This is a genomic window from Phreatobacter sp. GW821-FHT04C01 (genome assembly GCF_059420385.1).
In genome coordinates this window covers 86007-100002 of the sequence record NZ_JBWKTP010000013.1, presented here as the reverse complement: position 1 = coordinate 100002, position 13996 = coordinate 86007, and the positions used below count along the sequence as shown (strand labels likewise).

Annotated in this window: 10 protein-coding genes and 1 pseudogene; 8 read left to right on the top strand and 3 right to left on the bottom strand. The window is 67.4% G+C overall.

Annotated elements, in window-relative coordinates; all coding sequences use genetic code 11:
* Nucleotides 1-28: 28 nt before the first annotated feature.
* Entirely contained in the window at nucleotides 29-961 is a 933-nt protein-coding gene (locus AC07WJ_RS33400) for a LysR substrate-binding domain-containing protein (protein WP_494939041.1), read from the bottom strand.
* 139 nt (nucleotides 962-1100) lie between these two features.
* Here AC07WJ_RS33400 and AC07WJ_RS33395 point away from each other — a divergent pair, with 139 nt between their 5' ends.
* Both AC07WJ_RS33395 and AC07WJ_RS33390 read left to right on the top strand, forming a co-directional pair.
* Nucleotides 1101-3419 carry a molybdopterin guanine dinucleotide-containing S/N-oxide reductase gene (locus AC07WJ_RS33395; RefSeq protein ID WP_494939040.1) on the top strand — a complete coding sequence of 773 codons (2319 nt, stop codon included), beginning with the start codon at nucleotides 1101-1103 and terminating at the stop codon, nucleotides 3417-3419.
* Nucleotides 3416-4657: a CaiB/BaiF CoA transferase family protein gene (locus AC07WJ_RS33390; protein ID WP_494939039.1), complete on the top strand. Its 1242-nt coding sequence runs from the start codon at nucleotides 3416-3418 to the stop codon at nucleotides 4655-4657. Before AC07WJ_RS33395 ends, AC07WJ_RS33390 begins: the two co-directional genes overlap by 4 nt.
* A 424-nt stretch (nucleotides 4658-5081) precedes the next feature.
* Here AC07WJ_RS33390 and AC07WJ_RS33385 read toward each other — a convergent pair whose 3' ends face one another.
* The gene (locus tag AC07WJ_RS33385) at nucleotides 5082-5993 is read right to left on the bottom strand and encodes a LysR substrate-binding domain-containing protein (protein WP_494939038.1); all 912 of its coding nucleotides are present in this window, start codon (nucleotides 5991-5993) and stop codon (nucleotides 5082-5084) included.
* Between the two features lie 152 nt (nucleotides 5994-6145).
* On the opposite strand from AC07WJ_RS33385, the pseudogene AC07WJ_RS33380 reads away from it, so the two are divergent.
* From AC07WJ_RS33380 to AC07WJ_RS33370, 3 genes and pseudogenes are all read left to right on the top strand, one after another.
* A pseudogene (locus AC07WJ_RS33380) lies at nucleotides 6146-6211 on the top strand (twin-arginine translocation signal domain-containing protein); the annotation flags it as partial.
* Between the two features lie 48 nt (nucleotides 6212-6259).
* A complete protein-coding gene (locus tag AC07WJ_RS33375; protein ID WP_494939115.1) occupies nucleotides 6260-6883 on the top strand; it encodes an isochorismatase family protein in 624 nt (207 codons plus the stop codon).
* Nucleotides 6884-7078: 195 nt separating this feature from the next.
* Nucleotides 7079-7993: a helix-turn-helix domain-containing protein gene (locus tag AC07WJ_RS33370; RefSeq protein WP_494939037.1), complete on the top strand. Its 915-nt coding sequence runs from the start codon at nucleotides 7079-7081 to the stop codon at nucleotides 7991-7993.
* Between the two features lie 22 nt (nucleotides 7994-8015).
* On the opposite strand, the gene AC07WJ_RS33365 is transcribed toward AC07WJ_RS33370, so the two are convergent.
* Nucleotides 8016-8891, bottom strand: coding sequence for a LysR substrate-binding domain-containing protein (locus AC07WJ_RS33365; protein ID WP_494939114.1), 876 nt, complete (start codon nucleotides 8889-8891; stop codon nucleotides 8016-8018).
* A gap of 364 nt (nucleotides 8892-9255) precedes the next feature.
* On the opposite strand from AC07WJ_RS33365, the gene AC07WJ_RS33360 reads away from it, so the two are divergent.
* The 3 genes from AC07WJ_RS33360 to AC07WJ_RS33350 all read left to right on the top strand — a co-directional run bounded on the left by AC07WJ_RS33360 (nucleotide 9256) and on the right by AC07WJ_RS33350 (nucleotide 13901).
* Entirely contained in the window at nucleotides 9256-10353 is a 1098-nt protein-coding gene (locus tag AC07WJ_RS33360) for an agmatine deiminase family protein (RefSeq protein ID WP_494939036.1), read from the top strand.
* A gap of 260 nt (nucleotides 10354-10613) precedes the next feature.
* Complete coding sequence (locus tag AC07WJ_RS33355; RefSeq protein ID WP_494939035.1) at nucleotides 10614-12137, top strand: FAD-dependent oxidoreductase; 1524 nt, start codon at nucleotides 10614-10616, stop codon at nucleotides 12135-12137.
* A gap of 414 nt (nucleotides 12138-12551) precedes the next feature.
* Entirely contained in the window at nucleotides 12552-13901 is a 1350-nt protein-coding gene (locus AC07WJ_RS33350) for a restriction endonuclease (RefSeq protein ID WP_494939034.1), read from the top strand.
* Nucleotides 13902-13996 lie beyond the last annotated feature (95 nt).

Sequence of the window (13996 nt, the reverse complement as noted above, 5' to 3'; positions counted from 1 at the left end):
CACGAATTCTCAATTGAGACCGACCGCGCTATTTCCGTTCGAGCCGGGCAGCGCGGCGGGCATGGGCGGCGAAGGCGCGCGCCACCGGCGAGGGCTCGTTGCGGCGATAGGCGACCGCGAGTTCCGCCAGCACCGGCTCGCCGCCAATGCTCTTGTAACGCAGGCCCGGGACCTGGATGCAGCGCAGCGACTGCGGCACCAGGGCGACGCCGAGGCCGACCGCCACCATGCTGGCGATGGTCACGAAATCGCGTCCCTGCGGGCCCAGCCGCGGAAAGAACCCGGCCGCCCGGCAGGCCGTGCTGGTGTGCTTGTGAAAGCTGACTTCAGGTGGATGGCGCGGCGTGATGAAGGTATCGCCGCTGAGCTCGGCCAATGGCACGATGTCCTGGCCCGCTTGTTCGTGACTCTCCGGCAGCGCCAGCATGATCTCCTCGAACAGGATGGGAATGCTGGCTATGCCGCTGGGCAAGGGCACCGGCGGGCGAATGAAGCCGATGTCGAGCCGCCCCTGGTCGAGCTGGTCGAGCTGCTGCTGCATCTCCATTTCCGAGATCTGCAGATCGACCTCCGGATAGGCCGTGCGGAACTCGCCGACCATGGTCGTCAACGCGCCGGTATAGGCCGCCGATCCGACATAACCGATGGCGATGCGCCCGAGCTCGCCGCGCCCGGCGCGTCTTGCCACCAGCAGCGCGGTATCGGCCTGCATCACCGCCTTGCGCGCCTCCGCCGCGAACAGCTCGCCGGCGAGCGTCAGCCTGACCGACCGGCGCGTCCGGTCGAACAGCGGCGTGCCGACGATCTCCTCCAGGTTCATGATCTGCTGGCTCAGGCCCGGCTGGGCGATCTTCAGGCGTTCGGCCGCGCGGCCGTAATTGAGCTCCTCGGCGGTGGCGAGGAAATAGCGCAAATGGCGCAGTTCAAGCGTGGCGCTGCTCGGACGTCGACCGGGTGCCATGAAGCCTCTTATAACCTGCAGTTCTTGAAAACCAGCCAGCCGCATATTGGACTGATATCAGAGCCGACAGCAATATCCGGCGAGACACCCGATCGGCGGCCATCGCCTGACATCGGGACAACGCCGCGCGAGCCCCCGCATGGATGATCCGCTTTCCCACCCAGCCGGTACGCCGCACGCCGCCCATTGGGGCAGCTTCTCCGCGCGCTGGGACGGCGAGAGACTGGCGGTCACCCCGCATCCGGACGATCCGGCGCCCTCGCCCATCCTCGGCAATTTCACCGATGCGCTGCGCCACAAGGCGCGGATCACCCGCCCCATGGTCCGGCGCGGCTGGCTGGAGCGCGGCCCGGGCCCCCGCAGGCGCGACTTCGCCGATGATCTCGTGGCCGTCGGCTGGGACGAGGTGCTCGACCGGCTCGCCGGGGAGATCACCCGGGTCAAGGCCGATTTCGGCTCGCAGGCGATCTATGGCGGCTCCTATGGCTGGGCCAGTGCCGGGCGCTTCCATCACGCCTCGGGCCAGATCCACCGTTTCTTCAACATCGCCTGCGGCGGCTATGTCCGTTCGGTCAACAGCTACAGCGCCGGCGCCTCCTCGGTGATCCTGCCGCATGTGCTCGGGCCCTTCGAGGTGCTGTCGCGGCGCAACGTCACCTGGGAGCAGATCGCCGAGCATACCGACCTGGTGCTCGCCTTCGGCGGCATGCCCTTGAAGAACCAGATGATCGCCAGCGGCGGCATCACCCGCCATATCGAACCCGACGCGATGACCCGCGCCGCCACCCGGGGCACCCAGTTCTGCTCGGTCAGCCCGCTGCGCGATGACATGCCAGACGAGGCAAGGCCGCTCTGGCTGCCGATCCGGCCGGGCACCGATGTCGCGATGATGCTGGGCCTCGCCCATACGCTGCTGGCCGAGGAGCTGCACGACTGCGCCTTCCTGGCACGCTACTGCGTCGGCTTCGAGATCTTTGCCGACTATCTGACCGGTCGAGAGGACGGCCTCGTCAAGGACGCCGCCTGGGCCGCCGGGGTGACCGGCATCGCCGCCCCGACCATCCGTGACCTGGCGCGCAAGCTCGTCTCGGGCCGCAGCCTGATCACCGTGGCGCATGCGCTTCAGCGCGCCCAATATGGCGAGCAGCCGGTATGGATGGCGGCCGTGCTCGCCGCCATGACCGGACAGATCGGCCTGCCCGGCGGCGGCTACAATTACGCGCTGGGCGCCATGGGCCATACCGGCCGGCGGGTCAATGCCGTGCCGATCCCGACCATGCCGCAGGGCAGGAACGGTGTCGCCAACTTCATTCCGGTCGCCCGCATCGCCGACATGCTGCTCAATCCGGGACAGCCCTTCGACTATAACGGCCAGCGCCTGACCTATCCCGACATCAAGCTGATCTACTGGGCCGGCGGCAATCCGTTCCATCACCACCAGGACCTCAACCGGCTGCGGCGGGCCTTCTCGCAGACCGACACCATCGTCTGCCACGAGACCGCGTGGACGCCGATGGCGCGTTTCGCCGACATCGTGCTGCCCGCGACCATGACCCTGGAACGCGACGATATCGGCGCCGCCGCGACCGATCCGCGCCTGATCAGCATGCGCCAGGTGGTCGCGCCGATCGGCGAGGCCCGCGACGATTTCACCATCTTCTCGGGCCTTGCGGCGCGGATGGGCTGCGACGAGGCCTTCACCGAAGGCCGGTCGGCCCGGCAATGGCTGGAGCATCTCTACGAGCCGACCCGGCAGGCGCTCGCCGACAAGGGCTGGCCGGCGCCATCCTTCGAGGCGTTCTGGCAGGCCGGCGAACTGGCCTTGCCGTCGGCGCCCGACGACGGCGGCATGCTGCGCGCCTTCCGCGCCGATCCCGAGGCCAACAGGCTGCCGACGCCGAGCGGGCGCATCGAAATCGTCTGCGAGACGATCGCCGGCTTCGGTTACGACGATTGCCCCGGCCACCCGGCCTGGCTGCCGGCCACCGAACAGCCGGACCAGGCCGCGCCGCTCACGCTGATCGCCAACCAGCCGGCCACACGGCTGCACAGCCAGCTGGATTTCGGCGCCTATAGCCAGGCCTCGAAACGGCATGGCCGCGAGGTGGTGCGGATCAATCGGCGCGACGCGGCGCAACGCGGCATCGCCGATGGTGACCTGGTGCGGCTGTTCAATGCCCGGGGCGCCTGCCTGGCCGCCGCCAGCCTGAGCGATGCCGTGATGGCCGGCGTCGTCCACCTGCCGACCGGCGCCTGGTACGACCCGTTGCCCGACGGCACCGACGAGCCGCTCTGCGTTCACGGCAATCCCAACGTGCTGACCCGCGACGTCGGCACCTCGCGCCTGGCCCAGGGCTGCTGCGGCCAGGTCACCACCGTGCAATGCGAGCGTTACGACGGCGCGCGGCCCGCGATCAGGGCCCATGAACCGCCGGACCAGGCCGGAGACAAGCCATGACCGTTCCCGTGTCTTCCCGCGGCCCGGCCCGGGGCGGCGGCGGGCCGCTCGCCGGTGTCCGGATCCTCGATCTGACCTCCGTGCTGATGGGCCCTTACGCCACATCGATCCTCGGCGACATGGGCGCCGACGTGATCAAGCTCGAAAGCCCCGACGGCGACATCATCCGCCAGGTGGGCCCAAGCCGCGGCGGCGCGATGGGCGGCATGTTCATGCATGCCAACCGCAGCAAGCGCTCGATCGTCGTCGACCTCAAGGCCCCGGCCGGCCGCGACGTCGCGCTGCGGCTCGCGGCGACCGCCGACGTGCTGGTCTACAATGTCCGTCCGCAGGCGATGGAGCGGCTGGGGCTCGGCTATGAGGCGCTGGCGGCGGTCCGGCCCGGCCTCATCTATGTCGGCACGTTCGGCTTCGGCCAGGACGGCCGTTATGCCGCCCGCCCCGCCTATGACGACCTGATCCAGGGGCTGGCGACCGTCCCCGCCCTGCTCGCCGAAGCCGGCGACGGCACCCCGCGCTACGTGCCGGTGAATATCGCCGATCGCGTCGTCGGCCTGCACGCGGCGGCCGCCATCCTCGGGGCCTTGCGTCACCGCGACCATACCGGCGAGGGCCAGCGCATCGACGTGCCGATGTTCGAGACCATGGCGAGTTTCGTGCTGGGCGACCATCTCGGCGGCCTGAGCTACGAGCCGCCGCTGGACCAGGGCGGCTATCCGCGGCTGCTGGCGCGCGACCGCCGCCCCTATCGCACCGCCGACGGTCATCTTTGCGTGGTCATCTACACCGACAGGCACTGGCGCCGCTTCCTGGAGCTCGCCGGCCGCGCCGAATGGCTCACCGACCCGCGCTTCGCCAGCCACGCCAGCCGCACACGCCATATCGCCGGGATCACCGAGCAGGTCGCGGCCATCTTCCTCACCCGCGCCACGGCGGAATGGGAAGCGCTGCTCGATGCCGCCGACATCCCGCACGCGCCGATGCACACGCTGGAAAGCATCATGGACGATCCGCATCTCGCCGATGTCGGCTTCTTCACGCGCGTCGAGCATCCAACCGAAGGCGCGGTGCGCGCGATGCAGGTCCCGTCGCGCTGGAGCGCCAGCCAGCCGGCGCCGTCGCGCCCGGCGCCGGATTTCGGCGAGCATACGCTGGAGATCCTGCGAGAGCTCGGCTTGAGCGAGGCGGAGGTCGCAGGACTCGAAGCCAGCGGCGCGGTGCGGACGACAGCCGGATGAGGCGAACCTGCCCAGTCACCCGATCGGCCGCGACGTCGGCAATCTCCCAACGCAGCATGCCCCCTGGTACCGCGGCACAGTGATCACGACTCTTTGGCTGATGAGGCACAGCGCTGATGGAGACGGAGGAGCAATGGCGGCTTGGCGCCAGGTCCTTATGCTGGCACCACGTCGCCTTGCCCGGGCCTGTCCCTGATATCCACGCATTCATCCGCCCGCGGCAATCAAGTCGTGGATGGCCGGGACAAGCCCGCCCAAGACGAGAATTGTCCTTGGAGCACGGTCGCCGGATCGACCGGGCGCAAAATCCGCGCTGTGGCCGAGCACGCAGTGACGGCAACACATCGTCCTGCCCGCGCTTGTCCCGGGCATCCACGACTTGCTTGCACCAAAATCAACCCGTCATAACCACTGTGCCCCACAGCTAGATCCGCACCACCTTCGGGAACTCCGCCGCCAGGTGATCGATGAAGGCGCGGACGGAGGGCAGCAGGCCCTGCCGGTACGGGATGAGCGCGGTGAGCGTGGAATCGCCGGCGAGCCAGTCCGGCAGGACGCGGCGCAGCCGCCCCGACCGCAGTTCGTCGCGGCAGATATAACCCGGCAGCGCGACGATCCCGAGGCCGGCGATCGCCGCCTGCTTCAGCCCCACCATGTCGTCGCTCAGAAGGCGCGGCGTGAGCGGCATGATCACCTCGTCCTTGCCGTCGCCGGCGTGGCGCAGCCGCCACGTCGGCGCGATGCCGGTCCGCATCATGAACAGCGACGGATGGCTGGCGAGATCGCGTGGCGTCTCCAGGCCGCCATGGGCGTCGAGATAGGCGGCGCCGGCGAACAAGAGCCAGGGCGCCGGCGCGAGCGTTCGCTGCACCAGCGCGGAATCCGGCAGCGGCGCCGAATGCGCCCGGATCGCGACGTCGAAATTCTCGCCGACGATATCGACCGTCCGATCGGTCGCGTGGCCGATGACATTGACCGCGGGAAATCGCACCAGGAAGTCGGCGACCATGTCGCGCATCGCGAACTGCGCCGTCGCCACGCCCGCCGTGAAACGCACGGTGCCGGTCGGCTCGGTCAGCCGATGACGGATCGCCGTTTCCGCCAGCTCGGCCTGCTGCAGCATCGCCACCGCATAACGGTAGAACTCGCCGCCGGCATCGGTCATGGCGAACCGCCGCGACGTGCGGTTGAGCAGCCGGACGCCGAGCTCGGCCTCGAGCTGCTGGATCCGGTGGCTCAAGGTCGATTTGGGCACCCGCAGCGTGCGCCCCGCCGCCGTGAAGCCGCCGCGGTCGACCACCTGGACGAAGAAAAAGAAGTCGTTGAGATCGAGCACGCCGCCTCCATCGTCCAACACGTCGGACGCTATGTTGGAAGATTGCCGACTTCTTAGCTCTAAATCCAGCGCCTAGGTTCCAGCCGTCGCCGCCAGTCGGCCGCGACCCCGGATGCGCCGCTGTGGCCGACCGGGAAGCGCACGGAGGCATCATGGAACGGCGTCAGTTCCTGCAGGCGGCAGCGGCCGGAGCAGCCGCGACCACACTTGGAATAGCCCCGTCGCTTGCCGCCATCTTTCAACCCCATCGACCGCAGGAGAATGCAATGACCAACCAGATCCGCCCCTATGAGCCCCTCACCTCCGACAACGCCGCCCTCGTTCTCGTCGACCACCAGATCGGCCTGATGACCGGCGTGCGCGACTATTCGACCGGGGAGCTGAAGCACAATGTCGTCGCCCTGGCGAAGGCCGCCAAGGCACTCAAGCTGCCGATCGTGGTGACCACCACGGCGCGCGACAGCATGTGGGGGCCGACCTTCCCCGAGCTGGTCGAGGCGCTGCCGGGCGTGCGCATCATCGACCGCTCGTCGGTCAATGCCTTCGACGATCCGACCGTGGCGCGCGCCATTGAGGCGACCGGCCGCAAGAAGCTGATCTTCGCCGGCATCTCGCTCGAGGTCTGCGCCGCCTTCCCCGCCATCACGGCGGTCGGCAAAGGCCTCGACGCCTATGTCGCGGTCGACGCGTCGGGCACGTTCAGCCAGACGAAGCGGGACGCCGGTCTCCTGCGCATGCTGCAGGCCGGCGTCATCCTCTCGGACTATGCGACGCTGATGGTCGAGATCCTCGGGGATAACGGCCGGCCCGAGGCGGGCGCCGTCTACGGCGCGCTCGACATGCCCTGGGCAAAACTCGTCGGCCAGATCGCCCAGGCCCACGGCAAATGACACGGCAGGCCTGAGGCCCGGATGACGGTTCCGGCCGGCGCCGGCATGCGCAGGACCGGGATCGAATATCCCGGACATCGCGCGCCGGTGCCGGCCGGAGACCCCTTGCCGACGGGATCGTCGGCCCGCCGACAGGCCATCTTGGCCGGCGCGGCGACCTGCTGGTAGCCTCGGTCGACGGAGGACGCGGCCCGTATGACCCTGAATGTCCCCCTCACCATGGTCGACATCGCAACGGTGCCGATCGGCCTTCCGCGCAATAGCGATCGCCGGCTCGCGGTCCGGGCGCTGATGCGCTCGCAGCTCATCTCGGCCGACATTCACTATGGCTCGCGGCCGGCGGGCCCCGATCCGGCCTTTCCGGTCTGGGACGACGCCTACAGTATCGGCGTGCGCTTCAACGATGAAAAAAGCGACATCTTCGTCGACGGCAAGAGCTATACGGCCCCGCGTCGCAAGGGCGAGGCGCATATTCTGCATCTCTCGGGCGTCGAGCAGATCGACTTCTCGACGCCGCGCCACACGACCGAGATCCTGCTGAAGCGCAGCTTCATGCGCGAGATCGCCGACGACCTGGAAGTGCCCCATGTCACCCATCTCGGCCGCGGCCCGTTCCATGTCGTGGACGATCCCACGCTGCTCGGCCTGGCACAGCGCATCCAGCCCTATTTCGACGCGCCCGAGGCGCTCGACCCGCTGCTCGCCGATCACTTCATGTGGACGCTCGGCATCTATGTCTGCGCACGCTACGGCAACCTCGCCATGCGGCGGCGGGCGGTCGGCGGCCTGAGCACCTGGCAGGAGCGGCTGGCCAAGGACATCATCGAGTGGAGCCTGGTGGGCGGCATCGGCCTTGCCGAGATCGCCGCGCTCTGCGGGGTGCGCACGAGCCAGTTCGCCCATGCCTTCCGGCGTTCGACCGGCATGGCCCCCTACCAATGGCTCCAGCAGCGCCGGGTCGCCCGCGCCAAGCGGCTGCTCGCCGCCGACCGCAGCCCGCTGGCCGATGTCGCGCTCGCCTGCGGCTTTGCCGACCAGAGCCATCTCACCCGCTGCTTCGCGCGGCTTGTCGGCATGACGCCAGGCCTCTGGCGCGCGGCCGTGCAATGAGGGCCCATCGGCGGGACGCGGCTCATGCCGTCGTCCCGGGGCCCGCACGCTTCGCTTCGGCCACCAGCCACTCCCACAGCGCGCCGACGGCGGCTTGGCGCAAATTGCGCGGATGAGCGACCAGGACGAAGGGGCTCGCCGAGGCCATCCCCCTGTCGCCGCAAAGCACCAGCTCGCCCCGCGCCAGCCGCTCGGAGGCGAGGCTCAGGCCGCCGAGACAGACGCCGAGGCCACGCGCCGCGGCGTCGAGCATGACGCCGGAATCGGAGAAATTCAGCCCCTTGACCGGCTCGCGCTGGTCGATCCCGCCGGCCTGGAACCATTTCTGCCAATCGTCTTCGGTTTCGTCATGCAGCAGCGGGCAATCGAGGAAGGTCCGCGCGTCCGGGGCCTCCGGCATCGTGGCCCGCAGCGCGGGCGCACAAAGCGGCCAGACGGTATCGGTGAACAGCGTGACAGACACCAGGCCGTCCCGCTCGCCGCCGCCGCGAGTCACCAGAATGTCGACCTCGGAATCGGCCAGATTGACCTCCTCCTCGGTGGTCAGCAGCCACGGCTCCATCGCCGGATGCTCGGTCTTCAGCCTCGCCAGCCGCGGCATGTACCAGCCCGTGGCGAAGGCGGCCGGCATGGCCAGCACCACCGATTCCGGCTTGGTGTAGAAACCGAGCCGGCGCACGCCCAGGCGCAGCGCTTCCAGGGCGGCGACCACGGTCTTGTGGAAGTCCCGTCCGGCATCGGTGAGCTCGACCCGCCGGTTGAGACGCAGGAACAAGGCCTGGCCGAGATGCTCTTCCAGCGCCCGGACCTGATGGCTGACCGCCGACTGGGTCATGTTCAGCTCCCGTGCGGCCAGTGAAAAACTGGACAGCCGCGCGGCAGCCTCGAATCCCGCCATCGCCGCCATGGGCGGCATGTTTCGATAAGGGTTCACATGAGCGTTTTTCATCAACTGCCTGACGGATTCGCGTTTGTGCCGTTATAATGCGCCCATTACGTTGGAAATCGTTACTGCTGCAATATGGTCAAGCGTGATCAATTTCGATGCGAAAAGTCGTGGATGCCCGGGACAAGCCCGGGCAAGACGATGTGTCGATCTCGTGATGTTCTGGACCACGGCACAGGGCCTGCGCACGGTTGTGCCAGCGCTCTCCGTTGCAGGGATAATGCTCGTCTTGGCCAGGCTTGTCCCAGCCATCCACGACTTCGCGACAGCGACATCGATCGATGTCGCTGTCGATCCATTCGCATAGGCGTTTTTCATGATGACACGGCGAAATATCCTGTGGCGGGGCCTTGCGGCCTCGGGGCATGTTCTTGCGGCCGGCGGCTACGCCGCGACCGGCCAGGCCCAGGGCGCCACCTGGCGCATGCCCGATGAAGCGGCTCCCCATGCCGCCACCTGGATGGCCTTCGGGCCGAGCGCCGACATCTGGGGCAACCAGCTGCTCGCCGTGGCGCGGGACAACCTCGCCCAGATCGCCAGGACGATCGCAGCGCATGAACCGGTGCAGATGCTGGTGCGCGAGGCCGATCACGACATCGCGGCGCGTCTCTGCGGCCCCTCGGTGACCCTGGTGGTCCGGCCGATCGACGATTTGTGGATGCGCGATACCGGGCCGGTCTTCGTCAAGGACCGATCCGGGCGGCCCGGCGCGGTCGGCTTCAATTTCAACGGCTGGGGCAACAAGCAGGCCCATGCCAGGGATGCCGAAGTCGCCGGTTTCGTTGCCCGGACAGCCGGCACCCCGCTCGTCGAGACCGCGCTGGTGCTGGAAGGCGGCGGCATCGAGGTGGATGACGCGGGCACGGCGATCATCACCGAAAGCGCGGTGCTCAACGCCAACCGCAATCCCGGCCTGAGCAAGGCCCGGTGCGAGGCGGAACTGGCGCGCCTGCTGGGCTTGCGGAAAATCATCTGGCTGCCCGGCATAGCCGGCAAGGACATTACCGACGGCCATGCGGACTTCTATGCCCGCTTCACCAGCCCCGGCGTGGTCGTCGCCGGCCTTGATCCGGATCCGTCGTCTTATGACCACGCGGTGACCCGGCGGCACCTCGACATCCTGCGGCAATCCACCGATGCCGAGGGACGCAGATTGAAGGTGGTGGTGCTGCCGGGCCCGTCAACCGTGCGTAGCCGTTATGAAAACAAGGAATTCGCCGCCGGCTATATCAATTTCTACGTCTGCAACGGTGCCGTCGTCGCCCCGGAATTCGGCGACCGGGCCGCGGACGCCCGATGCCGAGACATCCTGCGGGATCTGTTTCCCGGCCGCGAGGTCATCCAGCTGAACATCGACGGCATCGCGGCCGGCGGCGGCGGCATCCATTGCACGACGCAGCAGCAGCCGGCCTGAAGGCCCGTTGCAAAAGGCGGTCGCACATGTCTTGCAGATGAGCCTGAATGCGTCGCCTTTCGAGGCCTCGCGCCGGAACCACCACTCTTCACCTCTCGCCGCGGAGACTAGCGTCCGCCGATCACGCGAGCTTGTGCCGCGCGGTGCATTTTCCGGAATGCTATTGCGTTGCATAACATCTGGATGTTTCGAGGGTCGTCGGACAGCCCCGGACCCACAGAGCCGCATTCCTCGCCAGGCCGAAACCGACGGAGACCGCCATGCCGCGTTGCGACGTTCTGATTGTCGGCGCCGGCCCCACGGGCCTGGTGCTGGCGCTGTGGCTCACCCGGCTCGGCGCCACGGTCCGCATCATCGACAAGACCGACCGGCCGGGCACCACCTCGCGCGCCCTTGCCGTTCACGCCCGGACGCTGGAACTCTACAGCCAGCTCGATCTCGCGGACGCCGTCATCGCGCAAGGCCATAAGGTCCCGGCGGTCGGCCTCTGGGTCGAAGGCAAACGCAAGGCACGCGTGTCCTTCGAGGATGTCGGGGCCGATGTCACGCCCTACCCCTTCCTGCACATCTTCCCCCAGGACGAGCATGAGCGGCTCTTGATCGCGCGGCTGGAGGCGTTCGGCGTTTCGGTCGCACGACAGACCGAATTGATCGGCTATCTCGACGACGGCTCCGGCATCGCCGCGCGGCTGCGCGGACCGGACGGCCAGGAAAGCCGGTGCGACGCAGCCTATATCGCCGGCTGCGACGGCGCGCGGTCTCTGGTGCGCCAGATCATGGCCACGGGATTTCCCGGAGGAACCTACAAGCAGGTCTTCTACGTCGCCGATGTCGATGCTTCCGGCCCGGCCATCAATGGCGATCTCGCCGTCGATCTCGACGAGGCCGATTTCCTGGCGGTCTTTCCTCTGGCGGGCAAAGGGCGTGCCCGCCTGATCGGCACGGTCAGGGACGAGCGCGCCGAACAGGCCGAGACCCTCACATTCGACGACGTCAGCGGCCGTGCCATCGAAAAGCTCGAGCTCACCGTCGAGACGGTCAACTGGTTCTCGACCTATCATGTGCATCACCGCGTGACCCAGCATTTTCGCAATGGCCGCGCCTTTCTGCTCGGCGACGCGGCGCATATTCACAGCCCCGCCGGCGGCCAGGGCATGAATACCGGTATCGGCGATGCCATCAACCTCGCCTGGAAGCTGAAGGCGGTGCTGGACGGCCGGGCCGGCGATGCTCTCCTGGACAGCTATGAGGCTGAACGCCAACCCTTTGCCCGGCGCCTGGTCCAGACCACCGATCGCGCCTTCACGCTGGCCACCGCGGAAGGCAAGTTCGCCGACTTCCTGCGGACCCGCGTCGTCCCGATCGTGCTGCCCGCCGCCGCGCAATTCGAAACCTGGCGCGAATGGATGTTCCGCACCGTATCGCAGATCATGATCCATTATCGCGACGGGCCGATCAGCAGCGGTGCGCTTGGCCATGTCCATGGCGGCGATCGCCTGCCCTGGGTTTCGGCTGGCGGCGTCGACAATTATCGGCCGCTGACGGCAATGACCTGGCAGGTTCACGTCTACGGCGCCGCCGGCGACGCCCTGGCATCATGGTGCGCCCGGCACACCATCCCATTGCATGCCTTCGCGTGGCAGCCGGCTTACGCCGATGCCGGCCTGGTGCGCGATGCGGTCTATGTGCTGAGACCCGACACCTACGTGGCGCTCGCCGTCAAATCGGGTGCCCCCGAGGCCCTGGACCATTATTTCGCCGAGCGGGGATTGCGGCCGGGCTAGCGGCGAGGGCCGAGAGACGGTCCCAGGGCGGCGCATCCCGGCGGCCGACGGCCTGCCGGAAGCCGACATTGCGGCCAGGGACACGGCCTGGCGGGGCGAAGATCGGTTTTGTACGACGCCCTGTTTCCCACCCGGCCATTGGAAGGATCATGCAACGATTGGGTGGGATCGGCCCACCTTTCCGGCCAAGGGCCGGCGGCTGATCGCCGGCCCGTTGTGGCATCGGAGTGAAGTTCGCGGCGCGGTCGCCGGAACAGCACGAGGCCCCTGCCCGGGGCGCCGGGACCGGACCGATCAGGCGCTCAGCGCCTCGACACGCGTCCTGCCTTCCGGACGAGCCGGAGTCCGGCTAGCATAACGTCAGTTGTTGCGAATGGATCGGCCGAAGCGCGCGACGTGCGGGATCGGGGGCGGATGATGCGGCGGCTCGACCAACGTCGCGCGAACGCGACCGACGATATCCTGTCCTATCGGGATTCTGAATCGGTCTATCGCTACGCCCATTTCCGGGCGTCGCACCTCCGCCGGATCAATCTTTTTCTGAACGAAGGCCTGATCTACAGCCTGTCCGGCGCGAGCGACCGCTACGACGTTTTCTCCCGATACCGCGGCAATTTGGACAGGTTTCGCTCCCTTCTTTATCGAAGCCATCCGGACATGCGCCGCAATGGCTGGGCCAAGGTTCACGCCCCTGGCTACATCGCCGGCAAGCGCGACGTTCCCTTTCACATCCAGCTGACGGAAGATCGCTACGCCGATGAACATCGGAAAGCCGCGCGGCGCGCAACGCTCAATTCAATGCGCGACATCGCCAATATCGGACCGGTATTCGACATTCCCTGCATTCTCGATGAAAAATTCTCGCCGTTCAATTCATGTCACTACTGCAAAAAGCCACTTCGGGTCCTTCCGGACCCGTCATTGCCTTATGCATATCCAGAGAACAATGATGACATGACACACGGCACCGCGGCGGCCAGGACCGTCTTCGAGTGCGACCATTGCGGCTGGTGGGCGATCGAAACGGAAGGTCATAACGCGGTCGAAAATGGCGGTGACGGCGACGGCAACGACAATCGGTGCGACTACAGCCTGGTCTGCGGCATTCTCCGGCGCTTCTCGGCCTCCGACGGCGATGTTCCCGTCACCGATCTGCGAAAATGGCTTTCGACCCATCGTGACGCCATCGTGTCGGTCGATCCCTTCGTCTTCGAGAAACTCGTCGCCGACTGCCTGAGACACTATTATCCCGCGGCCGACATCAGGCTCGTCGGGGGGCGGCGCGACCTGGGCATCGATATCTTCGCGATCGCCGAAAATGACGAGCCGACCATCATCCAGGTCAAACGCCGCACCCGGCTGTCCGCGACCGAGGGCGTCAACACCGTCCGCGAACTCAACGGCGTGCTGTTCAGGGAAGGCGTTCCGCGCGGCATGGTGATCACGTCGGCCTGCCGGTTTTCACGCGATGCCTGGCAGGAAATCGATCTGGCCTCCCGCAACAACAGGATCTGGGGGGCACGCTACAAGGTCGAGCTGAAGAGCGCCGAGTTCCTGTTCGAAATGCTCGATATCGCCAACAGGACCGACAATTTCAGCTACGCGACGGACCACCTGGATCGCTATCGGCCGCCGCAGCTCGACGCGCTTTCCGGCAGGACGACGATGCGGTTCAGGGGCTGCGAGGCGAATCTTGCTCCTGTTTCCAGCTATGGTCTCGATCGCGTGAGGCGGCTTGCCTATGGAGGTTGCGATGCACCGTGAACAGCGCACCGGGCGTCGCCCTGGCCGCGCTTTCCGGCAAAGGCTCGCGATCGGCGGCGGACCTGTGCCATAAGGCGGCGATCCCGCCAAAAGCG

What these genes read in the sequence shown, in the direction of transcription:
- AC07WJ_RS33400 (WP_494939041.1), bottom strand. Translation starts at nt 961, where the DNA reads ATGGCACCCGGTCGACGTCCGAGCAGCGCCACGCTTGAACTGCGCCAT.
- AC07WJ_RS33395 (WP_494939040.1), top strand. Translation starts at nt 1,101, where the DNA reads ATGGATGATCCGCTTTCCCACCCAGCCGGTACGCCGCACGCCGCCCAT.
- AC07WJ_RS33390 (WP_494939039.1), top strand. Translation starts at nt 3,416, where the DNA reads ATGACCGTTCCCGTGTCTTCCCGCGGCCCGGCCCGGGGCGGCGGCGGG.
- AC07WJ_RS33375 (WP_494939115.1), top strand. Translation starts at nt 6,260, where the DNA reads ATGACCAACCAGATCCGCCCCTATGAGCCCCTCACCTCCGACAACGCC.
- AC07WJ_RS33370 (WP_494939037.1), top strand. Translation starts at nt 7,079, where the DNA reads ATGACCCTGAATGTCCCCCTCACCATGGTCGACATCGCAACGGTGCCG.
- AC07WJ_RS33365 (WP_494939114.1), bottom strand. Translation starts at nt 8,891, where the DNA reads ATGGCGGGATTCGAGGCTGCCGCGCGGCTGTCCAGTTTTTCACTGGCC.
- AC07WJ_RS33360 (WP_494939036.1), top strand. Translation starts at nt 9,256, where the DNA reads ATGATGACACGGCGAAATATCCTGTGGCGGGGCCTTGCGGCCTCGGGG.
- AC07WJ_RS33355 (WP_494939035.1), top strand. Translation starts at nt 10,614, where the DNA reads ATGCCGCGTTGCGACGTTCTGATTGTCGGCGCCGGCCCCACGGGCCTG.
- AC07WJ_RS33350 (WP_494939034.1), top strand. Translation starts at nt 12,552, where the DNA reads ATGATGCGGCGGCTCGACCAACGTCGCGCGAACGCGACCGACGATATC.